This is a genomic window from Arsukibacterium sp., assembly GCF_041616895.1.
GTDB lineage: Bacteria > Pseudomonadota > Gammaproteobacteria > Enterobacterales > Alteromonadaceae > Alishewanella.
The window spans coordinates 1-23,250 of sequence record NZ_JBFJPY010000033.1; the positions used below are offsets into that span (position 1 = coordinate 1).

Annotated in this window: 20 protein-coding genes; 11 read left to right on the forward strand and 9 right to left on the reverse strand. The window is 49.2% G+C overall.

The annotated features are described in order from the left end of the window. Both ABY802_RS07625 and metB read right to left on the reverse strand, forming a co-directional pair. On the reverse strand, positions 1-2,021 hold a 2,021-nt coding region (locus ABY802_RS07625), incomplete at its 3' end, for a homoserine dehydrogenase (RefSeq protein WP_372626446.1). A 6-nt stretch (positions 2,022-2,027) separates the two neighbouring features. Then, a complete protein-coding gene (gene metB, locus ABY802_RS07630) occupies positions 2,028-3,302 on the reverse strand; it encodes a cystathionine gamma-synthase (protein ID WP_372626447.1) in 1,275 nt (424 codons plus the stop codon). A gap of 196 nt (positions 3,303-3,498) precedes the next feature. Between metB and metJ the strand changes: the two genes are divergently transcribed. Continuing rightward, positions 3,499-3,834 carry a met regulon transcriptional regulator MetJ gene (metJ, locus tag ABY802_RS07635; protein WP_046556823.1) on the forward strand — a complete coding sequence of 112 codons (336 nt, stop codon included), beginning with the start codon at positions 3,499-3,501 and terminating at the stop codon, positions 3,832-3,834. A gap of 86 nt (positions 3,835-3,920) precedes the next feature. On the opposite strand, the gene ABY802_RS07640 is transcribed toward metJ, so the two are convergent. Further along, positions 3,921-4,568 carry a response regulator gene (locus tag ABY802_RS07640; RefSeq protein ID WP_372626448.1) on the reverse strand — a complete coding sequence of 216 codons (648 nt, stop codon included), beginning with the start codon at positions 4,566-4,568 and terminating at the stop codon, positions 3,921-3,923. Next, a complete protein-coding gene (locus ABY802_RS07645) occupies positions 4,561-5,703 on the reverse strand; it encodes a sensor histidine kinase (RefSeq protein ID WP_372626449.1) in 1,143 nt (380 codons plus the stop codon). The genes ABY802_RS07640 and ABY802_RS07645 overlap by 8 nt, the downstream gene beginning before the upstream one ends. A 129-nt stretch (positions 5,704-5,832) precedes the next feature. On the opposite strand from ABY802_RS07645, the gene ABY802_RS07650 reads away from it, so the two are divergent. Both ABY802_RS07650 and ABY802_RS07655 read left to right on the forward strand, forming a co-directional pair. Then, positions 5,833-6,597: a hypothetical protein gene (locus ABY802_RS07650; protein WP_372626450.1), complete on the forward strand. Its 765-nt coding sequence runs from the start codon at positions 5,833-5,835 to the stop codon at positions 6,595-6,597. A 48-nt stretch (positions 6,598-6,645) separates the two neighbouring features. Then, the gene (locus ABY802_RS07655) at positions 6,646-7,455 is read left to right on the forward strand and encodes an SDR family oxidoreductase (protein WP_372626452.1); all 810 of its coding nucleotides are present in this window, start codon (positions 6,646-6,648) and stop codon (positions 7,453-7,455) included. A gap of 86 nt (positions 7,456-7,541) precedes the next feature. Here the strand turns inward: ABY802_RS07655 and ABY802_RS07660 are convergent, their stop codons facing one another. Continuing rightward, positions 7,542-8,783 (reverse strand): malic enzyme-like NAD(P)-binding protein, encoded by a 1,242-nt coding sequence (locus tag ABY802_RS07660; protein WP_372626454.1) that lies wholly within the window; start codon positions 8,781-8,783, stop codon positions 7,542-7,544. Positions 8,784-9,377: 594 nt separating this feature from the next. Here ABY802_RS07660 and ABY802_RS07665 point away from each other — a divergent pair. Next, entirely contained in the window at positions 9,378-10,283 is a 906-nt protein-coding gene (locus tag ABY802_RS07665; protein ID WP_372626455.1) for a tetratricopeptide repeat protein, read from the forward strand. 81 nt (positions 10,284-10,364) lie between these two features. Here ABY802_RS07665 and rpmE read toward each other — a convergent pair whose 3' ends face one another. Next, positions 10,365-10,577 (reverse strand): 50S ribosomal protein L31, encoded by a 213-nt coding sequence (rpmE, locus tag ABY802_RS07670; RefSeq protein WP_019675731.1) that lies wholly within the window; start codon positions 10,575-10,577, stop codon positions 10,365-10,367. 203 nt (positions 10,578-10,780) lie between these two features. Here rpmE and priA point away from each other — a divergent pair, with 203 nt between their 5' ends. The 5 genes from priA to ABY802_RS07695 all read left to right on the forward strand — a co-directional run bounded on the left by priA (position 10,781) and on the right by ABY802_RS07695 (position 15,976). Next, positions 10,781-12,955 (forward strand): primosomal protein N', encoded by a 2,175-nt coding sequence (gene priA / locus ABY802_RS07675; RefSeq protein WP_372626456.1) that lies wholly within the window; start codon positions 10,781-10,783, stop codon positions 12,953-12,955. 87 nt (positions 12,956-13,042) lie between these two features. Further along, a complete protein-coding gene (locus tag ABY802_RS07680) occupies positions 13,043-13,618 on the forward strand; it encodes an SPOR domain-containing protein (RefSeq protein WP_372626457.1) in 576 nt (191 codons plus the stop codon). A 59-nt stretch (positions 13,619-13,677) separates the two neighbouring features. Beyond that, positions 13,678-14,196: an ATP-dependent protease subunit HslV gene (gene hslV, locus ABY802_RS07685; RefSeq protein ID WP_290613483.1), complete on the forward strand. Its 519-nt coding sequence runs from the start codon at positions 13,678-13,680 to the stop codon at positions 14,194-14,196. Between the two features lie 11 nt (positions 14,197-14,207). Then, positions 14,208-15,545, forward strand: a complete 1,338-nt coding sequence (hslU, locus tag ABY802_RS07690; RefSeq protein WP_372626458.1) for an HslU--HslV peptidase ATPase subunit — start codon at positions 14,208-14,210, stop codon at positions 15,543-15,545. 62 nt (positions 15,546-15,607) lie between these two features. Beyond that, positions 15,608-15,976, forward strand: a complete 369-nt coding sequence (locus ABY802_RS07695) for a gamma-butyrobetaine hydroxylase-like domain-containing protein (protein ID WP_372626460.1) — start codon at positions 15,608-15,610, stop codon at positions 15,974-15,976. A 30-nt stretch (positions 15,977-16,006) separates the two neighbouring features. On the opposite strand, the gene ABY802_RS07700 is transcribed toward ABY802_RS07695, so the two are convergent. Beyond that, positions 16,007-17,869, reverse strand: coding sequence for a methyl-accepting chemotaxis protein (locus ABY802_RS07700; protein ID WP_372626461.1), 1,863 nt, complete (start codon positions 17,867-17,869; stop codon positions 16,007-16,009). Between the two features lie 76 nt (positions 17,870-17,945). Further along, the gene (locus ABY802_RS07705) at positions 17,946-19,946 is read right to left on the reverse strand and encodes a putative bifunctional diguanylate cyclase/phosphodiesterase (RefSeq protein ID WP_372626462.1); all 2,001 of its coding nucleotides are present in this window, start codon (positions 19,944-19,946) and stop codon (positions 17,946-17,948) included. Positions 19,947-20,107: 161 nt separating this feature from the next. On the opposite strand from ABY802_RS07705, the gene rraA reads away from it, so the two are divergent. Together rraA and ABY802_RS07715 are read left to right on the forward strand one after the other, a co-directional pair. After that, complete coding sequence (gene rraA / locus ABY802_RS07710) at positions 20,108-20,593, forward strand: ribonuclease E activity regulator RraA (protein ID WP_372626464.1); 486 nt, start codon at positions 20,108-20,110, stop codon at positions 20,591-20,593. A gap of 18 nt (positions 20,594-20,611) precedes the next feature. After that, the gene (locus ABY802_RS07715; RefSeq protein WP_372626466.1) at positions 20,612-21,670 is read left to right on the forward strand and encodes an arginase family protein; all 1,059 of its coding nucleotides are present in this window, start codon (positions 20,612-20,614) and stop codon (positions 21,668-21,670) included. Here ABY802_RS07715 and ABY802_RS07720 read toward each other — a convergent pair. Then, positions 21,667-23,202: a putative bifunctional diguanylate cyclase/phosphodiesterase gene (locus ABY802_RS07720; protein ID WP_372626467.1), complete on the reverse strand. Its 1,536-nt coding sequence runs from the start codon at positions 23,200-23,202 to the stop codon at positions 21,667-21,669. The two genes, ABY802_RS07715 and ABY802_RS07720, sit on opposite strands and share 4 nt — an antisense overlap. Positions 23,203-23,250 lie beyond the last annotated feature (48 nt).

A 23,250-nucleotide genomic window follows, 5' to 3' on the forward strand; every position in this document is an offset into this window, starting at 1 on the left:
GGTTGTAAGCTAATATGCTCTAACTCCAGGCTCAGCCCCAGCTCTCTGGCCAGCACCAACAACTTGCGCTGTACATCAATACCCGATAAATCATCTCTTGGATCCGGCTCCGTAAAACCCAGTTCAGCCGCTTGCGCAAGCAAGCTTGAAAACGGCACGCTGCCGTCATACTTGCAAAGCAACCAGGATAAGGTGTCGGAAAATATCCCGCTTACCCGGCTAATGCCATCGCCACTTTGCAGCAAGGATTTAATGACCTGTTGCACCGGAATACCGGCACCAACCGTGGTATTACTGCGCCAGCTAAGCTGCGCTTTGGCAACGGCCGAGCAAATAGCACGATATTCAGTAAGTGGTAACGTGACGCCTTGCTTATTCGCACTGATAATATGGCAACCAGCGGCTACAAACTGCGGATACTGCCTGGCAAACTGCTGGCTGGGCGTGATATCAATCAGTACTTTGGGCGCTGGCAATTTACGAATATAGCTTAGCAATTCTGCGGTCGAATAACGGTCGGCGGCAGCCAGTTGGTCTTGCCAAAGTGTCGGTTTTAAGTTCGCCCCTAGCCAGGCTTGGCGCGTATTAAACACGCCTGCCAGCTCCAGAGTAATATCCGCTGCTAAAGCCTGTTGCTGCTGCGGCAGCATCGCTAAAAATTCCGCCCCGACATTGCCGGTGCCAGCTACCAATAACTGCAGGCTTGGTTTGCTTACCACACAATGCTGATGGATTTGATTTAACTCTGCCACCGCTAACTCCTGCTTAAATAGCCAAACGGCCAGTTGATCATTTTCATACAGATGCTGTACCTGTAGCTGCTGCAGGTAGTGTGTTAAAGCCGCACTGACCTGTTGCTGCTTATCGGCTTTTAACCACACCAGCGCGTAATACTCGACGGTATCTGCCAGAGGATGACAACCTTGCTGCTGCAACTGTGTGGCGGCTTCAGGCCAAACATCAGAGGGTATGAGCCAACAGTGACCGCTGTCATCATCAGCGTTATCAACGTGTGGCAATACCACTACAGCACCTTGCAGCTCACGCGCCAGTGCATCGGCATCTATCTGCGGCCGGCCAGCTAATGACACTAAGCGCACCGGGTTTAAACTGGTTAAAAACGCCTGGTTTGGTGCATCTGGTTCAACTTCACACCCGGCACACTCTGGCTGCAAGGCACTGCGCACCAGCAAATGAGTACCAGAGCCAGTGAGCGGACTCAGGGTACGAGCATGTAAAACCGGGTTACCCAGCGCAGCAAGCTGGCAAGCCTGTCGTTTATTAACCTGCTTATAAGCAATCGCCTCAGTACACTTACGGGGGTCTGCACTGTAAATGGCGGTAACATCGGTCCAGATATTAACCCGCTCAGCCGCAAGTAAAGCCCCCAGCAACGTTGCGCTATAATCGCTGCCATTGCGACCAAGTGTAATACTGGCCCCGTTCTCATCGCGGCCTATAAAACCGGTAACAACATAACATTGCGTTGGCTGACAACCCGCTGTCAACCTGCCAAAGCGTGAAGTACTTTGCTGCCAGTCAGGTTCAGAGCCGTTAAACACCAGAAAATTTCTGGCGTCTATCGCCTGAGCCGCTTTGCCCCGCGCTGTTAACAGTGCGGCTAATAGGGTTGCTGACAGCAACTCGCCAATTGCCAATACTTCATTAACTTGCTCGCTGGCTAACCAGCCCGGTATCTGTTGCAACCAGCCGTTTAACGTTGTCAGCACAGGCGCAGCATGCTCAGCTGCTAAGGTTTCACTGACAAGTTGCTGTAACGCTATGGTAAGCCGAACCAAGGGAAGGCTGATATCCTCAGCTCGTTGGTAACGACTAATAATAGCAAGCAACGCATCCGTGGTGTCGCCCGGGGCAGACACGACGACCCAGGGTAAACCGGCTTGTTGCTGCACTAGCGTCGCAACAGCTTGAAAACGCATGGCGCTGGCCAGACTGCTGCCGCCAAATTTATGAACTTCATAGCACTGCCGCGCTGACGCTACGGTTAATTGCTGACTCATAGCCGCTTACCACAACGCCGTTAAAGCCGGGTTAAGCCGGTATTGGCGGTTCAATTCTGACTTGCCTTGCACTTTAGCCGCAGCATGCTTCGAATTATGACGTGACTGCTCAGTACCCAGCCAGTTGGCAACCGCATTCAATCCGGACTGCAAGTCGGCAATTAAATCAGCCGGCGCTTCAATACCCACTGATAACCGAACTAACGTTGGACCAATGCCGGCGGTGTGTTGGGCAGCCGCATCCATTGAGGCATGCGTCATGCTGCCAGGGTGACAAATTAAGCTCTCAATACCACCAAGAGATTGCGCTAGGGTAAATAATCTCAGACTGGAAAAAAATACCGGTAAGGCTTCAGCCGGTGCCGCCAAATCAAAACTGCACATGGCACCAAAGCCACTTTGCTGAGCTTTGGCAATAGCATGGCCAGGATGCTCAGCAAGCCCAGGGTAGTACAATTTGCTAACCAATGGCTGGCGTTGTAAAAAGCTAACCAGCTCAGCAGTATTTTGTTGCTGTAATTGCAGGCGTGGTACCAGGGTGCGTAAGCCGCGCAGCGTCATATAGCTATCAAATGCCGGCCCGGTTACCCCTAAACAATTCGCCCACCATTTTAACTCATCACCCACAGCAGGGTCTTTTGCCACCAGTACTCCCCCGACAATATCGCTGTGACCATTAATATATTTGGTGGTGGAATGCACTACAATATCGGCACCTAATTGCAATGGTTGTTGCAGCACAGGTGACAAAAAAGTGTTATCAACTACAACTTTGGCGTTAATACTACTGGCCAGTTGGCATACGGCTTTTACATCAGTAATTTGCAGCAACGGGTTACTCGGTGTTTCCAGCCAGATCATCGCTGGCTTGGCTGCTGTAAGCTGTTTTGCCCAGTCAGCGCGCTGGAAATTAACGATCACCAGCTTAAAAGCCTGCTTGCGCTGTGCCAGATTAGTAAACAAACGGTAACTGCCGCCATAGCAATCATGCGGGATAACCAAAGTATCCTCAGGTCTGAGCAACTGCAGTGCCAGCAAACAGGCTGACATACCACTGCCCGTGACAATAGCTTTGGCCCCTTGCTCTAACTGACATAATGCCTCTGCCAGTGTGTCGCGGGTAGGGTTATTAGAGCGGGAATAATCGTATTGCCCTGGTTTCCCAAAAGCTGGCAGCTCATAGGTGGTAGTCAGATATAACGGTGGGGTAACTGCACCAAATGCCGTATCTTCGGCAATACCGGCCCTGGCAGTAATAGTTGCAGCGGCTGAATGAGACATAATGGCACCTTTTGACTTTCAACTTTGGATGTTTAGACGTCTAAAAGTATATCGATCAAAAGTTGGATGTCAAACCATTTAGCCGTCTATAATGATTATTTGTTGCTCACTATTGGACATGGCGGGATAAAAAGTTAGAATTTGGCAACTGCGCGAGCAAATACGAATAACCATTATAAATAACTAAGGTACCCTTATGGCTAAATGGAATGGCGAATATATCCATCCTTACGCGGAACATGGTAAAAAGTCAGAACAAGTAAAAAAAATTACCGTTTCCATTCCGCTGAATGTTTTAAAAGTATTAACCGACGAGCGTACCCGACGCCAGGTTAATAACCTGCGCCATGCCACTAACAGTGAGTTATTATGCGAAGCCTTCTTACATGCGTTTACAGGCCAGCCATTGCCAGCCGACGAAGACTTACGTAAAGATAATCCGCACCAAATCCCGACAGAAGTAAGACAGATTCTTACCAGTATGGGCAAACCTATTCCGGTTATTATTGAAGCAGATACCACCGAAGAATAACCCGCAGACTCTCAGGTGTTGCATAAAAAAACCGCCCGCTGGCGGTTTTTTTATTTGGGTAAACAAGCACAGTAAATGCTCAACGCCTAGCTGATCAGGCCAAGCTCCAGTGCCAGTAGCACAGCCCGGGTGCGATCCCGTACACCGAGTTTTGCCAGAATGGCAGAACATTGATTTTTTACCGTGCCTTCCGATTTATACAGCGCCGCCGCAATTTCTTTGTTGCTATAGCCCGCCGCCATCAGCTGCAGGATCTCCAGCTCTTTTTCAGATAGCGGTTCCAGCGTGGCCGGCATGCTAAAGCTGGTGTTGCTGCTGGTGCGAACACTGCCAACCAAACGCTCAGTAATGTTAGGGGCAAACCAGCTACCACCTTCGGCCAGCGTTGCAATGGCCTGCACCAGGGTATCAAGCGATACATCTTTTAATAAAAAGCCCCTAGCCCCCTCTGAGATACTTTTTAACACTAGTTCATGTTCATCAAAGGTGGTCAGGATTAGTGTCGGCGTGCTAATACCTGCTTGCTTTAACGCTGCCAGCGTTTGCACCCCATTCATCTTCGGCATAGATAAATCCAGTAACACCACATCGGGCTGCAGTTCAACGCAGGCATTTAATACCGTGGTTCCATCTGCACACTCTCCCACTACCGTGATTTTGCCAGATAGCCCAAGCAAACTTTTAATACCATCACGGATCAGTTTCTGATCGTCTACCAGCAATACCTTATACATTGTCACTCTCTTTGTAAGGCAGGGTTATACAAAGCTGCATTGCCCGTTGCCGGGTAGTCAGTTGTAAACTGCCACCGCACTCGGCTACGCGCTCGTGCATACCGGTAATGCCATTGCCAGGCTGCCAGCGAGCTGTCAAGGTGCCATTATCCCAAATCATTAACTGTAACTGATGCTGTGCTACCCGGGCAGTTATTTCAACGGTGCTGGCACCACTGTGTTTTAGACTGTTACTTAATGCTTCCTGGACTATACATAGCAGGTGCTGCGCCTGTGTCAGATCATTGAGCATAATCTCAGCAGGAACCTGCAGTTTTACTTCCAGTTGCGTTGGCAGCAAACGGGTTAGTCCTGTTATTGCGTCCAGCAAACTGATATCAGCGTACTGGCGCATGGTACTGACCGCTTCACGCACATCGGCCAGCAGCAATTTCGCCAGCTGATGGCAATTATCTACCTGCACTTTAGCCTCGCCATTGGTTAAATGCCCGGCCACCTGCAACTGAATCGTCAGTGCGGTTAAATGATGGCCAACGACATCATGCAGATTGCGGGCAATCCGGGTACGCTCACTCTGGCGTGACGCTGCTTGCAATAATTGCTGAGTTGCCAGTAGCTGTTGATGCTTCTGCTCCAGCTCTTCTTTAGCGGCTTCAGCATCCCGACTGGCACTTTGCACCAACACCGCGAACAAATGAAAACAGCCATAAAGCAATGCGGTTATCCAGACGCTACTGCCCGTTTGCCAGGCAATCAGCAGATGCCACAACGCGACGATCAGAATGGCCAGCAACATTGCCGGGCCGGTGCGCAGCACAAAGGGCAGCATCGCCGCCCAGATGATCGTTAAAATCGCCAGAAAATCGAAATTTCGATCCCCCAGCAGCCACTGGAGCGCAAAGGCCAACAACAATTGCAGCGCTAATAGCCAGGGACCAAAGCGGCCCCGCAACCCATAGGGCCGCTGTTCCCGGGTTAGCAGCCAGAATAGTGCGCCATATCCTAAAAAATAGGCATGCAGTAACACCCCACCATACGCCGAAGTGGTTTTGTACAAAATGTATAAGGTAATGCCATAAACCATCAGCCAGGTTAATAATCCGGCAAGACTGGCAAAATCAATTTTTCTTTTCATTGGGTCATTATGCGATGTCGCGAAATAACTGCAATAGGCCAGAAGTCATGTTGGAAAATCCTGACTTCTGGCACCTGCTATCACCATGTCACTGGCGTAAGCTTTGGGTATAAACCAAGGAGGCTGACCATGTTAACGTTCCACACGACATTGCTATATATCCACATTTTTTTAGGTGCTATCGCGTTAATGGTATTCTGGCTACCTATTATTGCCCGTAAAGGCAGTAAGCTGCATATTAACGCCGGCAACATGTTTTACTACATTATGCTGTTTGTTGCAGGCTCAGGGATTGCCATGAGCCTGATTGGTATGGCAGATCCCGTCGGGATTTACGTCAACAGTAAGCAAATCAGTATGGAACACATTGAAAAAATGATGGTATGGCGTATTCCGTTTACTTATTTTTTATTGCTGTTGAGCATGCTCACCTGGGTAACCGTGCGCCATGCTATTGGCGCATTACGTGCAAAAGCAAACCGCGACATGCTGCGCAGCTGGACCTATCAGGGCCCGGTATTTTTAATGTTTCCGGTTGCGGTGTTTGTTGGTTGGCAAGGGATCAGTATCGGTATGCCGCTGCTGATTATATTTGCGATAGTCAGCCTGATAACAGCCATCAATATCAGTATGTATGTCTTTAAAAAGGTCGTGGCGCCACGAGCGTGGATTATTGAACACTTCAGTGCCATGGTCGGTGCAGGCATTGCGGTTTACACGGCATTTTTTTCTGCAGGCGGTCGCAAAGTGTTTTCAGAATGGTTGCCCGGTGAATGGCAGATAGTAAGCTGGCTGGCAGCGCCAGTGATTGGCTTAACCGTGCTGATGGCCTTAAAAGGGTATTATCAGCGTAAATATAAGGTACAAGCCGACAACGCTTTACAACACCGTTAAGACTGGCTTAATGTCCTGTGCAGCACAGGCACAGGACAACACCACATTATGGCACTTACTCATACAACTCTCTTAAACAAAGTCATCTGGATCACCGGCGCGTCTGGTGGTATCGGCGAGGCGCTGGCACGGGAACTGGCCGCCGATGGTGCAAGGCTGATTTTAAGCGCCCGTCGTCAAACCGAACTGGAACGGGTCCGCGATAGCTTAGCCAATGCCACTCAGCACGTGCTACTGCCACTCGATATTACCGACAGTGAGGCTATCACCGCCGCAATAGCGACCATCCAACAACAGATTGGTGGTCTCGATTGGTTAATAAATAATGCCGGGATCAGCCAGCGAGCACTGATCCTTGACACTCCTCTTGAAACTGAACGTAAATTATTTGAAGTGGACTATTTCGCTCAAATTAACTTAACCCGTCAGGCTCTGCCTTTGCTGCTGGCAGATGGTGGCGGCAAAGTTATTTTTGTATCTTCAGTGGCAGGTTTAGTAGGCACCCAATACCGTGGCAGCTATTCAGCAGCCAAAGCCGCCCTGCATTTATGGGCAAACAGTCTGAGAGCCGAATTATTTGACCAGGGCCTTACAGTCGCTACGCTTTTTCCTGGTTTTGTCAAAACGGATGTATCGCTAAATGCCCTTACCGGCGATGGCAAGGCGCTCGGTGAAATGGACACCGCACAGGCCAATGCTATGAGTGCGGAGCAGTTTGCTGCAAAAGCGGTAAAAGCATTACTTAACAACAAGAGCTATATCGTGATTGGTGGGCTAAAAGAACGGCTTGGCGCCTGGGTCTCGCGGCTTTCACCAGAACTACTGTATAAAATGATCCGCAAAAGTAAGGTACGCTAGACAAGCTGATTCGCACAGTTTATTAAATACGGGTCAAGGCTGACTAACAAGATGTCGTCAGCGTTGACCTCACATTTTTATTCAAATTAAAGGTAGTAGTTCTCTGGCAACGCAATGCGGGCGACGCCAGATGCTACTGCGGCCTCTGCTACCGCACGGGCCACCCGCGGTAACAGTCTTGGGTCCATTGGCTTCGGGATAATATAGGCTTTGCCAAACTGCAGTTTATCAATCTGCGCCGCTTGTAATACTTCAGCGGGCACCGGCTCTTTGGCGATAGCACGTATCGCATTAACCGCGGCTATTTTCATTTCGTCGTTAATAACACTGGCCCGCACATCCAGCGCGCCCCTGAAAATAAACGGGAAGCACAATACGTTGTTAACCTGATTAGGATAATCTGAACGACCGGTTGCCATGATTAAATCTTTGCGGGCCGCGTGGGCCAGCGCCGGTTTAATTTCCGGATCAGGGTTTGAGCAGGCAAAAATAACCGGATTTGGCGCCATTAATGATAACGCTTCTGGTGGCAATACGTCCGGTCCGGATACGCCCACAAATACATCCGCCCCACTTAGTGCATCTTCCAATGTACGTTTATCCGTATTATTGGCAAATAATAATTTATATTGATTTAAATCGTCCCGCCGGGTGTGAATTACCCCTTTGGTATCCAGCATATAAATGTGCTCACGCTGAGCACCGCATTTAATCAGCAGCTCCATGCAGGCAATCGCCGCAGCTCCGGCACCCATGCATACAATAATAGCGTCCTTGATATCCTTACCCTGAATTTCCAGCGCATTGAGCATGCCGGCCGCAGTCACAATTGCCGTACCGTGCTGGTCATCGTGAAACACCGGTATTTTACAGCGCTTAATCAGCTCTTTTTCAATTTCAAAGCATTCAGGCGCTTTAATATCTTCCAGGTTAATGCCACCGAACGTATCAGCGATATTTGCCACCGTGTTGATAAACTCTTCAGTAGTGCGATGGCTGACTTCAATATCAATGGAATCAAGGTTAGCAAACCGTTTAAATAGCAATGCTTTGCCTTCCATTACCGGTTTTGAGGCCATTGGCCCCAGGTTTCCTAAACCAAGAATGGCGGTGCCGTTAGTAATTACCGCCACCAGATTGCCTTTGGCGGTATATTTGTAAACATTATCAACGTCAGCGGCAATTTCCCGCACCGGCTCGGCTACACCCGGGCTGTATGCCAGTGCCAGATCTTTTACAGTCTCCGCCGGCTTACTGATTTCAATACTAATTTTTCCCGGGGTAGGCTCTGCGTGATACTTAAGTGCCTGTTCTCTGAAATCTGACATCGTGTTTTCCTGCATTTAATGAGTGAGGGTAACTTCTGATTATTGTCTGAAACAACTTTTTATTGGGTAACCAGGACTAGCGTGTCACTTACTATTCCTAAGGTCTGGCGATTTTAACAGTGCAACAACGCCTTACTGACCATACCACTTTAGTCTTATTGCTAATTGTTATAGCAACTTCAGTCGCAATCGCCAAGCCCTGCCCCACCCGGCAATTACCTTTTTAAGGTATTTTTTGCCGATATTAGGATGCCGTGCAGTCAGCAGCACGATTAAGATTGCGGTTATTGTGATTAACTATCAAAAATTATACCCAGCCAATAGCGCGTAAACTGCTGCTAATTCAGGCGTATAGCCATCCAAACAACAAGCTGATTTTTGCATAATTTGCTAAACACTGGAAATTAAACCATTTTTTTTATTAATATCGACTATTTGCTTAAAAAACAAGCAGCGCCATCCACTACCATCAGACAATCTGGTAATAGATGCTTACATATTTGTTTACAGTCTGTTGTTCCGATTGTCTTGACCCGGATCCAAGCCTGACCGATTATTGCCATATAAATATTTTGTAAATATATCGGAGTTTTTATGTACGCAGCCTGGATAAGTAGCATTATTGCGCTCAGTGTTACGTTGGCACTGGCCGCTGTTAGCAGCCTTCCCGCCAAGGCTTTAGCCAGTGACAAAGTGTGTGCAGAAAACCAGTGCGAAAACGAAATGCGCCGCTTAAAAAAGCTGGCCCGCAGCGGCAGTGGCGATGCTGCAGCTTTCGTCGCCGTAGCTTATGCCTCGGGTGACGGTTTAGAGCAAAACAACCAGCAAGCGATCCGCTATATTAAACTTGGGGTCAGGCATCGTAACCCTATGGCAACTTATCTGATGTCGGACTGGTACCGCAATGGCTTTATCCTGGAACAAGATAACGAGCAAGCAGATAAATTACTGGCTCAGGCAGTTAACAGCGAATATGCACCTGCGATGTACCAGCAGGCACTGCTGCATTTGCAAACTGATGATGAAACTAAAGTAGCCGAGGCAGTAACCCTGTTAGAAAAAGCCGCAGAAACTAAACTGATGAATGCGATGTTTCTGCTGGCCCGGCTAAAGCAAACCGGTACCGCAACTGAGCAGGATTTAGCGGGTGCTGGTCAGTTGTTCAAAGCGCTTACCCTGGCCCGCCATCCACAAGCCCGGGAGTACCTGCAGCAGGTTATTGATGAAATAGCCACAGATGAGCAGCAAACTGAACTGGTCGCTGAATTTAAAAGCGTTGATGACATTGAAGTTATAGAGGTGCGCGGCCAGAAACTGGAAGCCAACGTAATGCTGGATGGTCTGGTCAGGCGGCTAAATGCCAGTGGCAAATATGATCGCCGTGCTATTGGTAGCCGGATCAGTGGTGTGAGCTGTGAAAATTCAAGTTCAGCCTGTGCGTCGGTTAAACCCGGAAAAGGTGCCAGTTCAATCGGGGAAGTTCTTAGTGGTGGTAAATAAAGGACGAGTTAATGTTTATTAATTTTAGCAATAAAAAAAGCACCCTCAGGTGCTTTTTTTATGACGATATTAACGGGCGAATTAACGATTGCCCAATACCGCGAAACGTTTTTTGAAGCGGTCAACACGGCCGCCAACGTCTAATACTTTCTGCTTACCAGTGTAAAACGGGTGGCAGCTTGAACAAACGTCCAAGTGGATATCTTTACACAGCGCTGAGTGCGTTTTGAAGCTGTTACCGCAAGTACAAGTTGCAGTAATTTCTTTGTATTCTGGGTGGATACCTGGTTTCATGGCTTACCTCGTTAGGCCGTATCGCTATCTGGTCATCATGTGCCAGACACCATACGTAATTACAGTTAATTAAGGGCGCGTAGCTTAATAGATAGCCAGCAAAGTTGCAACTGCCATCCTGACTTATTTAGCACTTTGTTTTACTTGGCAGCTGCCTGTGGGCATCTTACACTATGGTTTGCCTAATCTGAAGGATCCTAGCTGTGTCAGTTATTCGCGTGGCTCTGCCGTTACCTCTGCGGCAACATTTTGATTATTTGTTAAGTGCCAACCAGCAGGTGCAGATAGGTTGCAGGTTACGGGTGCCTTTTGGCAAACGGGAATTAATTGGTATTGCCTGGCAACTAAACCCGGCCGATCACTATCCGTTGGCTCAGCTAAAGCCGGTAATCAGCGTTATTGATCGTCAGCCTGTAATAAGCGACACCTTGCGCCAGTTACTGACCTTTGCAGCAGAGTATTATCATCATCCCCTTGGCGAAGTGTTAACGGCTGCCCTGCCTGCTTTGCTACGTGAGGGGAAAAACCTGGCTGATTATCAGCAATATGCCTGGCAGTTAAGCCCGACCGGCACTAAGGCCAGCCCTGCTGACTTTAAACGCTCGGCCAGACAGCTGGCATTGTGGCACGCCTTACAACAGGGTCCGATTCCAGCTTTGGAACTGCAGGCTAGCCATCCACGCTCTGCAGTAAAACAGTTGGCCGACAAAAACCTGATTGAACAGCACTTGCTACCGTTGACGCCTTATCAGCAGCGAGGTCTGAAACAGCCGGCATTGCAGCTCACTGCTGATCAGGCGCTGGCGGTTACCGCAATTAATCAGGCGGCAGAGCGCTTTCAAAGCCTGCTACTGGAGGGTGTAACCGGATCAGGCAAAACCGAAGTTTACCTGCAAGCTATTGCGCCACTGCTCGATGCAGGTAAACAGGTGCTGGTCATAGTCCCGGAAATTGGCCTAACTCCACAAACGCTGGCTCGCTTTCAAAGCCGCTTTCAGGCCCCGGTGCTATGCTGGCATTCCAATCTGACGGATACTGAACGCCTTAATTGCTGGCAACAAACGCAGGCAGGTAGCACCGCTATTGTTATTGGTACCCGCTCAGCGTTGTTCTTACCTTTTACCAGGTTAAGCCTTATTATTATTGATGAAGAACATGACCAATCATTAAAACAGCAGGATGGCTTTCGCTACCATGCCCGGGATTTAGCCATTAAAAGAGCGGCTATCGAACAGTGTCCAGTTTTACTGGGCTCTGCCACCCCCTCGCTGGAAAGTCTCTACAATTGCCAGCAGCAACGCTTTGTTCACCTTAGCTTGCAGAATCGGGCTGGTGGTCAGGCTATGCCCCGCTATCAGCTGGTCGATTTGAAACAGCAGGTTTTGCAATTTGGCCTGGCAAGCCAGACCTTACAATATATCCGGCAGCAACTGCAGCAGGGTATGCAGGTAATGTTATTTTTAAACCGGCGCGGCTTTGCACCGGCTCTTAGCTGTCAGGAGTGCGGTTGGCTGACCGAATGCCATCGCTGTGATGCGTTTACTACCTATCATAAACAAAGCCGACAGTTGGTTTGTCATCACTGCGGTGCGATAAAAGCGGTGCCCCGCCAATGCAAAGAATGTGGTAGTGCCCGCCTGGCACCGGTTGGCCAGGGCACCGAGCAACTGGAAGAAAATTTACAACAATTATTTCCTGAGGTCGCCATTACCCGGCTTGATCGTGATACTACCCGGCGTAAAGGTGCGCTGGCCAGTGCGCTTGACAGTATTAATCAAAGTGGTCCACGGTTGATTCTGGGCACCCAGATGCTGGCAAAAGGACATCATTTTCCCTATGTCACTTTAGTGGTCATTGTTGATGTCGATGGTGCTCTCTATAGCAGTGATTTCAGAGCACCCGAGCAATTAGGCCAGTTGCTGACTCAGGTGGCAGGTCGGGCTGGCAGGGGCAGCAACCCCGGCACGGTCTTACTGCAAACCCACTATCCTGAGCATGTGCTGTTACAGGATATCATTCAGAATGGTTATGCGGCGTTTGCCCGCAGCGCGCTACTGGAGCGGCAGCATACCCGGTTACCGCCGTATCAACATCTGGCGCTGTTTCGGGCTGAAGCACTGCAAAGCAGTCTATGCCAGCAGTGGTTAACGGAACTGGCTGCCTTGGCTAAAACCATGCCTGGACTCGAATTACTGGGCCCACTAAGCTCACCGATGGAAAAACGAGCCGGAAAATTTCGCTGGCAACTGCAACTTTACAGCGCACAGCGGCCACAGCTGCATCAGGCCTTAGCCACACTGCTGCAAGTACTTCAGCAGTGGCCGCTCAGCCGCCAACTGAAATGGCAACTCGATGTCGACCCGATCGACTTAAGTTAACCGCATTGCCCCTGCTTATTTCTTTTTCAGACTAAGCAGGTAGAATAGCGCCAGTGAATTCTTAAGCCAGGTTGTTAAGCTGTCAATATGCCGCAAAAAGATTATGTAAAAACTGCCCGCCCTAAGCCCAAAGCAAAACCCAGAGCGAGCGCTGCACGCCGTAGCAATTCCAGAGCTGCCAGCAAGGCAAACCGTCCCTGGCTGCTGATGCTGGTGACTGCCATTTTACTAAGCGGCTTTGCCGGTTTTCTGTGGTATTTAAAACAACAACCGTCTGCTACAGCGAATACCCCACCTGAGGTGTCTAAAAGCACACCTGCAGTCGACGAGTTACCGGTTAAACCCGTTGCAGAACCTTACCAATACATCAAAGAGCTGGAAAATAAAGAAGTTCAGGTAGAAGTAGATACCACGGAGCGGGAGCAGCAAGGTCCGTTTCAAATGCAATGCGGTTCATTTCGCCAGGCCGATCAGGCCGAAGCGATGCGCGCTCAAATTGCTTTTGCCGGTTATGCCTCTGCGGTGCGCCGCACAGAGGGCAGTAACGGCGTCTGGTACCGGGTGGTTTTAGGCCCCTACAATTCCAAGCGCCAGGCAACCGCGGATAGAAACCGGCTGCAGCAGCAAAATATCAATGGCTGCCGGATTTGGAACTGGACTTGAAAAGCAGCCTTGCCAGCCACACTTAAGCCCTAGGTTTATTCGCCATAGGGCTAAAATTCATGACAACTATCGTTTCTGTGCGCCGTAACGGCCATGTCGCCATTGGTGGCGATGGCCAGGTGTCGTTAGGCAATACCGTAATGAAAGGTAATGCTCGCAAAGTACGCCGACTTTATAATAACAAAGTGCTGGCAGGCTTTGCCGGCGGCACTGCCGATGCTTTCACCCTGTTTGAACGGTTTGAAGCAAAACTGGAATTGCACCAGGGCCACTTAATGCGCGCTGCGGTAGAACTGGCTAAAGACTGGCGTACTGATCGTATGCTACGCAAGCTTGAGGCTCTATTGGCTGTTGCTGACGCCAACTGCTCGCTTATCATTACTGGAAACGGTGATGTAATTCAGCCGGAACACGATCTTATCGCTATTGGTAGCGGCGGTCCGTTTGCTCAGGCTGCCGCCACAGCGTTATTGCAAAATACGGAGCTTAGCGCCTCGGATATCGTAGAGAAAAGCTTAACTATTGCTGGTGATATCTGTGTCTACACCAACCAGCAACATACTATTGAACAACTTTAAGCAGGTTTATTATGTCTGATATGACTCCCAGAGAAATCGTCCACGAATTGGACCGGCATATTATTGGCCAGAGCAAAGCGAAACGTGCCGTGGCCATTGCCCTGCGCAACCGCTGGCGCCGGATGCAACTAGACGTTGGCCTGCGCGCAGAAGTGACCCCGAAAAATATTTTGATGATTGGCCCCACCGGGGTAGGTAAAACGGAAATTGCCCGGCGTTTAGCCAAACTGGCTAATGCCCCTTTTATTAAGGTTGAAGCGACTAAATTTACTGAAGTCGGTTATGTTGGCAAAGAAGTGGAAAGCATTATTCGCGATTTGACCGACAGCGCGGTAAAAATGCTGCGCGAACAGGCGATTGCAAAAAATCGATTCCGGGCAGAAGAAGCCGCAGAAGAACGCATTCTGGATGCACTACTGCCAAAGCCCCGTGATAGCTGGGCAGACCAGGACAATCAACCGGTAACTGAAAACAATTCTACAAGGCAAATCTTCCGCAAAAAACTGCGTGAAGGCCAGCTGGATGACAAAGAAATAGAGCTGGAGCTGGCACAAACTCCGGTCGGCGTTGAAATTATGGCGCCGCCAGGCATGGAAGAAATGACCTCACAGCTGCAAAGCATGTTTCAAAGCCTGGGCCAGGACAAAAAGAAAAAGCGTAAGCTGAAAATTAAAGATGCGCTGAAGCAATTGGTAGAGGAAGAGGCGGCCCGGCTGGTCAATCCGGAAGAATTAAAAGCACAGGCGTTGGAGGCCGTTGAGCAAAATGGCATTGTGTTTCTGGATGAAATTGACAAGATCTGTAAACGTGGAGAAACCAGCGGCCCGGACGTATCGCGGGAAGGCGTGCAGCGCGACTTATTGCCATTAATCGAAGGCTGCACCGTAAACACCAAACATGGTATGGTAAAAACTGACCACATTTTATTTATCGCTTCTGGCGCTTTTCAGATGAGTAAACCGTCTGATTTAGTCCCTGAGCTGCAAGGCCGTCTTCCAATCAGGGTAGAACTGGAAGCCTTGACCGCAGCTGATTTCGAACGGATTTTAACCGAACCTAAAGCCTCGCTAACGGAACAGTCTATCGCCATGCTGGCAACAGAGGGCGTTAAGATCAGCTTTAGTGTTGACGGAATAAAACGCATAGCCGCCGCCGCATTTCAGGTGAACGAGACTACTGAAAATATCGGTGCAAGGCGGTTATACACGGTGATGGAACGTTTGCTGGAAGAAATCTCTTATGACGCTGCCGACCATGCTGGTGAGCATATCAACATTACTGCCGATTATGTTGAGCAACACCTGGGGGCACTGGTGCAGGATGAAGATTTAAGTCGTTTCATTCTATAAGCGGGCGGTGCATCGTTGCTGATGCACCCGCTAAATGCTTTTACACAACAGCCAGGTGACTTATGGTCTTACGCACTCTGCACTACCACCAGCAACAACGGTTGCTGGATCTAATCTTCAATGATGGGTCGGTAAAAGTACTGTCCGCTGAGTTCCTTCGGGTACATTCACCATCGGCAGAAGTGCGGGGCCACGGCCAGCCAAAACTGGTGGCCAACAAGCGTGATGTGGCCATTGTATCCATCAGCCCCGTCGGTCACTACGGGGTTAAATTAACTTTTGATGATGGCCACGATACCGGTCTTTATCATTTCAGTTTTTTGTGTCAGCTGGCAAACGAGCAGCAAGAGCTATGGCAGCGCTATCTGACACAGCTGAAAAACGCGAATGCCAGTCGTGATAGTCTGATCAGCACCCGCCAGCTGAGCTAATGCTTCACTCAACATGCGCTGTGGCTCGCGTCAGGCTTTGAATATTTCAACGCTCTGGCGCAAACTGGCGGCCTGCTGCGCCACTTCCTCGCTAATGGCGGCATTTTGCCGGGCATAACCAAAAGTATCGTCTGACAAATCACGAATTTTCACCACGTTTTTATTCACCTCAGCCGCAACATGGCTTTGTTGCTCAATAGCCGCGGCTATCTGGGTGGTCATATCCATAATGTTGGTCACATCCTGGGTAATTTCCCCCAATAACGTCATGGCAATACCGGCTTGCTCGGCACTGTCGGTACCTTGCTGCCGGCATTGCTGCATCGCCTCAACAATATGGCGGGTACGGCCTTGTAACGCTGATATTATTTCTTCGATTTGACCAGTTGACTGAGAAGTACGTTGCGCCAAATGTCTGACCTCATCCGCCACCACGGCAAAACCGCGGCCTTGATCTCCGGCCCGAGCCGCCTCAATGGCCGCATTTAATGCCAATAAATTAGTTTGTTCCGCAATGCCTCTAATAACATCAAGTACTGAACCAATGGTCTGGCTGTCCTGCTCAAGTTCGGTCACGATCGTTGTTGCCTGTTGCAAGCGGCCCGACAGCTGCTGAATTTTATTAACCGTTTGCTCCACTTCTTTGCGGCCACTATTCGCATTTTGATTCGTGCTCTCTGCTTTGGCTGCCGTCATTTCAGTATTACTGGCAATTTCGTTAATGGTCGCGCCCATCTCAGTGACTGCGGTGGCGACCATATCGGTTTCAGACTGCTGGCGTTGCATGCCCTCACTGGTATCTGAAGTTGACTGTGCCAGTTCCGCCGTGGCCTGATCCAGCATCCCTAAGGCCTCATTCACCGTTCTGATTAAATGCTGAATATCTGCCAGCATGGCGTTAAAATCCTGAGCCAGATGACTCATTTCATCCTGACCACTTTCGTCCACCCGTTGCCGGAAATCATGCTCGTTGCGGATCAAGCCAATGGTTTTACAAACCGCCAGTACTGGGTTGATAATACTGCTACTGGTAAAGCCTACCAACACCAGCATCAGCACTAATACCACAATAAAAATCGCTACCGCCAACTGTTTGGTACTGCTAACCGCGTCGCCGATGGCACTGCTGCTGTCTTCAGATAATGTCTTTAAGCTGGTTTCAGTTTGCTGAATCGCAGAGCGCATCTCGCCAGTCAGGCCCTGCGTTTCGTCAAGCCCAAATTGCTGCATGCCGGTCACCAGACTATTAAAGCCATCACGATACGCATTAGCCGGGGCAACGCCGGCAGGAAAGCTGCGTTGCAGTGTGGCAATAAAATCAGAGAAATCAGTGTTAAAACCTTCAACATAGCGAAGCTCGCGGCGTAGCAAAAAATCTTTTTCCTGACGTCGCAACTGCAACAAGCTCAGTTGTAACTGAAGTTCATCGGCCTGACTCAGCTGCTGTTCCAGAGTTTGAGCATTATCGCGCAGCCGGCCCTGCAACCCCTCAGCCGCGCTTAAACCCAGCTGCGTTTGCTGCGCCACCAGCTTGTTGAACACAGTTTGATATTCAGAGGTGAGTTGGCTGAACTGGTTTAGTGGCGCAACATCAATGTTATGCTGTGCTAAGTATTGGCGTAATGCAGCAACCTTAGTAGCTAACTGCTCTATCCGGTCATTTAACCGCTGTTGATATTTCAGTTCGCTGCGCATCATAAAATCTTTTTCATGCCGGCGCAGCATTAGCACATCGGTATTAAGCTGCTCTACCAACTGTTGAGTAGCCGCCAGACTGCTAAGTTGATTGCTTTGATAAAACAAGATCGCCAGCATCAATAGCATGGCAATAATTAACGCAAACGCGTTGGCTAGTAGCCGTTGTTTAATAGTTAACTGGCGAAGCAACTTCATAGTGTCTACTCAACATACTGACAGAAACTTAAGATTAGTTTACTTTATTAAATGTTAACAGCATGGATCTGTATAATTAGCGCGGATATGCTTTAAAAAAGGCTAATGCTTCCGGTTCAGGTAGTGGCTTGGCAATGTAATAACCCTGCACTGCATCGCAGGATAAACTGCGTAGTAAATTCAATTGGTCAACGGTTTCCACCCCCTCAGCCAGAATACGTTTGCCCAGGCCATGCGCCAGCTTTATCATGGTTTTGACTATGATCATGTCAGAGTCATTTGATGTCATGTCCATCACAAAACTACGATCTATCTTTATTTTTTCAATTGGCATTTTGCGCAAATAAGCCAACGATGAATACCCGGTCCCAAAATCGTCTATCGACACTTTGATGCCCATTTGTTGTAATTCCAGCGCAAAGTTAGAGCCTTTCTCCATATCCTGCATCGCGGTATTTTCTGTCACTTCTAACTCGACCATTTCAGGTGACACCGCATATTGCTGCAGCAACCCGGTAAGTTCCTGTTTTAGCCCTTCTTGCTCAAAGTGGATCGGCGACATATTAATGGCCAGCGGAATGGTGACGCCCTGGCGCTGCCACCGCGAAATACTGGCAATGGCATTGCGCAAAATTACTAAATCCAGGACCTGGCTCAGACCAAGTTGCTCGCACATCGGCAAAAATTGCCCCGGCATTAGCAGGCCACGTTGCGGGTGTTGCCAGCGAACCAGCACCTCAAACCCCTCAAGCAAGTTACTGCGTAAGCTCAGCTGCGGTTGGTAATACAATACAAACTGATTTTCACTGATTGCCTGCAGCAATTCACTTTCCCACGCCAGCAGACGGGCTGTTTCTTCTTCCATGCCAGTTTGATAACTCAACCAGCTGGCTTGCAAACGTTTGGCCTGATGAAAGGCGATATTGGCCTGCTGCAACAGGTGTTCTGCCGTTGAGGCATGAATGGGAAAGTGCGACAAACCGATGCTGGTTGTCAGCTTTATTGGCCCGCTATCGAGTAAAAAGGGTTTTTCGATAAGCTGCTGGATATGCTGCAAGCTATATTGCAGTTGCTTATCACTGACAATATCCGCCAGCACCAAACCAAAAATATCACCACCGGTGCGGGCAATCAGTGTTGGTTTAACAATGCTTTGCTCGAACCGCCGGATCACTTCCCGCAAGATCCGATCACCTTGCTTAAGACCAACAGACTCATTGACGTTTTTAAATTTATCCAGCCCCAACATCACCACATGCAAACTACCTGCACTGTTATTGCCAATTAACTGGTCCAGCTGAAGCAGCAAGGCATCACGATTGAGTGCGCCGGTCAGTTGATCGTGTTGATCAAGGTAACGGGTTTTTTCGGTGAGTTTAAGGTTAGTACTGCGCTCATTCTCCTGTAACCAAATAACCAGTGAAAACCCTAGCGTTACCAATAAAGTAAGCTCAATGCTTTTATAAACCATCAGCTGCTTTAGCGAGAAATAACTCGTTGGTTGCAAAATTTCACCACCCGCAGTTATCAGGTAAAGCGCGCCCCATAACAACAAAATTGCCGCCGATAAACGAGGGCCGACTCTATAATTGCTGTTTTGCCACAGCCAGATCCCGGCGCTGAACAACAACAGCCCGCCAACAATAAAACGAAAACTAAACTCCAGAAATGTTTGCCACGGCGCTAATACCGTTAATATTTCCGGCAACAACGCACTGGCCATTGCCAACGCTAAAATAATCAGAAAGTAGAAATGGGCAGACCAGCGAAACAATGGCATGCTGTTGTTGGTAAATTGCAACCGATTGCCAAGCAGCATTAGTAATGCAAATGCATAAAAGCAAAAATGCATAAGCATTAAGAGCGGTAATTTTACCCCAGATGAACCTAGTGGCGAATTATTTAACAGTAAAACGGAAGTTTGATAGCCGGCAAAGGCCAGAAAAGCCAGCAGCCAATATTTCAAATAGCGCTGCCGGTAAACCCGCAGGTAATACCAAAATGACAGTACCATCAGCAACGCTAATATTGCTTGCGTTAAATACAGCGGTATTCGGGCGAATAATTCTGCTGACACGGTTCGCTCTCTGATGGCATGGCAATACCACCTTAACAAACAAATTGCTTTTGCAGCAATACTTTGTTGAATACAAAAGCATGCTTAACCAACATTATTCCCTTGAGGTTGCAAAGCATAGCGCTATACTGTGCAAACGCTGTTGTCTTACGGAGCCTACTATGGAATACAATACCTCAGAACTGTGCGATCTTTATGCGGATCAGGTTGACGTGGTCGAACCTATTTTTGCAAATTATGGTGGCAGACGTTCCTTCGGCGGCCAAATTCACACTATTAAATGCTTCGAAGACAACGGCCTGATCCGCCAGATGCTGGCGGATAAAGGTGTCGGCAAGGTACTGTTAATTGATGGCGGCGGCTCTGCCAGGCGTGCGCTGATTGATGCAGAACTGGCCAGCATGGCAGCCGGCAATGGCTGGGAAGGCATTGTCTGTTATGGCAGCGTTCGTGATTTAGACGCATTGGAAGACTTTGAAATTGGTATTCAAGCGGTCAACGCCATACCGATTGGCGCTGACGACAACGGTTTTGGTGAAACCGAGGTGCCGGTTAATTTTGCTGGCGTGACGTTTCTGCCTGGTGATCATTTGTATGCTGACAGCACCGGCATTATTATGTCACCGGACCCGCTCGACATCGAATAACAACAGGATAGTTGCCTGATGTTACAACGATTTACGGTTAGTGACTTAAACAACTACTGCATCGGGCGCAGTGGCGAAGACCGGTTGGGCTCGCAACTAACATTGCCACAGTCAGAACGCACTACCGCTGAACTGCTGGCAGCCCATAAAGCAGCGGGCGGTCAGTTTGTGTTGTTGGGTATTGCCGAATGCATTGGTCCGCTGGCTAATATGGGCAATCCCGGCGCCGAACTGGGCTGGCATGCTTTTTTGCAGCGTTTTCTCAATCTGCAACATAACGATCATCTTAACGCCAGTCGTATTTTATTACTCGGCCAGATAGCGTGCAGCGATCTGCAGCAACGTGCGGCAACGTTGAGTAATCAGAACCCAGAACAACTTCAGGAGTTGCGCCAACTTTGCGTCGAACTTGATCAGCGGGTTTATCAGCAGGTACGCCTTATCTTTAAGGCCGGGCTGTATCCGCTGGTTATTGGTGGTGGCCACAATAATGCCTTGCCGTTATTACAAGCGCTGGCTGAAGTAAGCGGACATCCGGTCAACTGTGCAAATCTGGATCCCCATGCCGATTTCCGACCACTTGAAGGACGCCACAGTGGCAACGGCTTTAGCTATGCCAGTGCAGCCGGATATTTGGGGCACTACACCGTACTGGGGCTTGACCTGCAAAAAAACTCTGCGACAAGCTTAGCGCTGTTGCAACAAGCGGGCGGCAACTACCTGAGCTATCAGCAAATTGCGGTACGCCAGGAGCTCAGTTATCAGCAGGCAGTAGACAAGGCAATTGAGCACTGCTGTCAGGGTGCGGCCGATATCGCCATTGAACTGGATACCGACAGTATTCAGAGCATGCCGGCTAGCGCGCTAAACTATACTGGTTTGACAGTTGAACAGGCGGCGCAGTTTGTATTTCAACTGGCAACATTACCCCGCGCCCGCTACCTGCACCTGGCAGAAGCCGCTCCGGCATGTCATCCGGCAGGTGTTGCGGCAGGTATCAGTCAATGTGGTCAGGTGCTTAGCGCATTGGTGTTGGCATTTATTGCGGGTAAAGCGCTGCAACCGCCGGAAATTTAGCCCGGGTGCCGATGTTGCCATTGGCGCAACCATGCCGGAAAACCACTCAGTTCGAAAGGCTGTGAATACCAGAACCCCTGTCCTCGGACACAGCCCATTCGCAATAACTTGTCAGCAACTTCGGCACTCTCGACCCCTTCTGCGATCACCCCTAACCCGAGATTACGTGCCATATCGATAATTGCCCCGGTGATGGCAATGTGCGCCTCGGTTTTATGTAATTCACTGATAAAGCTGCAGTCAACTTTAACGTATTGCACAGGCAACTGACGTAAATACGCCAGAGACGAAAAGCCGGTACCAAAATCATCCAGTGCCAGTTCAACACCCAGTGCATGCAGTCGTTGCATCATTGCCATGGTGCGTTCTGGCTGTGCCACCAACGCATTTTCGCTGACTTCCAGCATTAGAAGTTGCGGCTTCACCTGGTATTTATTAAACAGACGCTCCAGGGCCTCTATCAGCTCATCCTGCAATAAATCTTTGCTGGAGATATTAACGGCAATCCGGCTGACCAGCCCCTGTTCAGTCAGGCTGGCTATGGTTTTTATCGCGTGCTCTAATACCCACAGGCTAAGCGGATAAATTACGCCCATATCTTCAGCCAGTGCTAAAAACGCCTCGGGCGCCAGTAAGCCTTTTTGCGGATGCCGCCAACGAATAAGCACCTCCGCCGCCAACACCTGGCGGTTGCGCATCGCCATTTGCGGCTGAACAAACAACACCAGTTGATCTTGATCAATGGCCTGACGAAGTTCGGCCATCAGCGCCAGTTTCTCTGTGGTATAGTTAATCATGTCCGGGGTAAATAATAAGCCGGCACCCCGGCGCCATTGGTAATGCTGTAACGCAAGATAGGCCCGCTCCAGAAGCTCGTTAAACTGGGTGCTATGTTCAGGATAGAGCGAAATACCTACCCCTAACCGATATTCGATCGCACAGCCATGCACCAGCATCGGCTGGGGCACTGATTTTTGTAATTGCTGCGCTAAAAATTCGGCCCGTGCGCTCTGGTTACCGATATCCAGCCAGATAGCAAAGTCAACGCTGCCCAGATGGCATACCCGAACCGGTTGTTGCTGGCGATATTCGTAAGTCAGTATTTTACTTTCATGGGCCAGATTATCATTAATTCGCTGGGCTATTTGGGCCAGAATTAAATTGCTGTTGCTATGACCCAGCAGCTGGTTTATCTGGTCAAACTCTTCTACTTTTAGCAAGATCAGCGCAAACTTCTGCTCTGGCGCACTGTTCAGAATATCATCCAGCTTTCGTTGCAATGCATATTTATTGGGGAAGCCACTTATATCGTCGTGTAAGGAATAAAACCCTACCAAATCGGCCTTGGGTTGCAATGCCCCCTTCAGCCGGAATTTTAAAATCACAATATAAATAAATGCGAAACACAGTAATAGAAGCAGCATGACTAAAAGCGCTGTAACAGGCAATGTGGGTTCAACCTGACTCGCCATCGCCGGCCCGCTCACACTGACCAGCCACAAAGCTGAAAAACGGTTGGATCCAATTACCATGGCGCTACCACACCTTGTTACTGCGAAGTTGGGTTTTACTGACAGCTT

Coding starts and splice junctions, on each gene's coding strand:
- metB (WP_372626447.1), bottom strand. CDS start 3,302: ATGTCTCATTCAGCCGCTGCAACTATTACTGCCAGGGCCGGTATTGCC.
- metJ (WP_046556823.1), top strand. CDS start 3,499: ATGGCTAAATGGAATGGCGAATATATCCATCCTTACGCGGAACATGGT.
- ABY802_RS07640 (WP_372626448.1), bottom strand. CDS start 4,568: ATGTATAAGGTATTGCTGGTAGACGATCAGAAACTGATCCGTGATGGT.
- ABY802_RS07645 (WP_372626449.1), bottom strand. CDS start 5,703: ATGAAAAGAAAAATTGATTTTGCCAGTCTTGCCGGATTATTAACCTGG.
- ABY802_RS07650 (WP_372626450.1), top strand. CDS start 5,833: ATGTTAACGTTCCACACGACATTGCTATATATCCACATTTTTTTAGGT.
- ABY802_RS07655 (WP_372626452.1), top strand. CDS start 6,646: ATGGCACTTACTCATACAACTCTCTTAAACAAAGTCATCTGGATCACC.
- ABY802_RS07660 (WP_372626454.1), bottom strand. CDS start 8,783: ATGTCAGATTTCAGAGAACAGGCACTTAAGTATCACGCAGAGCCTACC.
- ABY802_RS07665 (WP_372626455.1), top strand. CDS start 9,378: ATGTACGCAGCCTGGATAAGTAGCATTATTGCGCTCAGTGTTACGTTG.
- rpmE (WP_019675731.1), bottom strand. CDS start 10,577: ATGAAACCAGGTATCCACCCAGAATACAAAGAAATTACTGCAACTTGT.
- ABY802_RS07680 (WP_372626457.1), top strand. CDS start 13,043: ATGCCGCAAAAAGATTATGTAAAAACTGCCCGCCCTAAGCCCAAAGCA.
- hslV (WP_290613483.1), top strand. CDS start 13,678: ATGACAACTATCGTTTCTGTGCGCCGTAACGGCCATGTCGCCATTGGT.
- hslU (WP_372626458.1), top strand. CDS start 14,208: ATGTCTGATATGACTCCCAGAGAAATCGTCCACGAATTGGACCGGCAT.
- ABY802_RS07695 (WP_372626460.1), top strand. CDS start 15,608: ATGGTCTTACGCACTCTGCACTACCACCAGCAACAACGGTTGCTGGAT.
- ABY802_RS07700 (WP_372626461.1), bottom strand. CDS start 17,869: ATGAAGTTGCTTCGCCAGTTAACTATTAAACAACGGCTACTAGCCAAC.
- rraA (WP_372626464.1), top strand. CDS start 20,108: ATGGAATACAATACCTCAGAACTGTGCGATCTTTATGCGGATCAGGTT.
- ABY802_RS07715 (WP_372626466.1), top strand. CDS start 20,612: ATGTTACAACGATTTACGGTTAGTGACTTAAACAACTACTGCATCGGG.
- ABY802_RS07720 (WP_372626467.1), bottom strand. CDS start 23,202: ATGGTAATTGGATCCAACCGTTTTTCAGCTTTGTGGCTGGTCAGTGTG.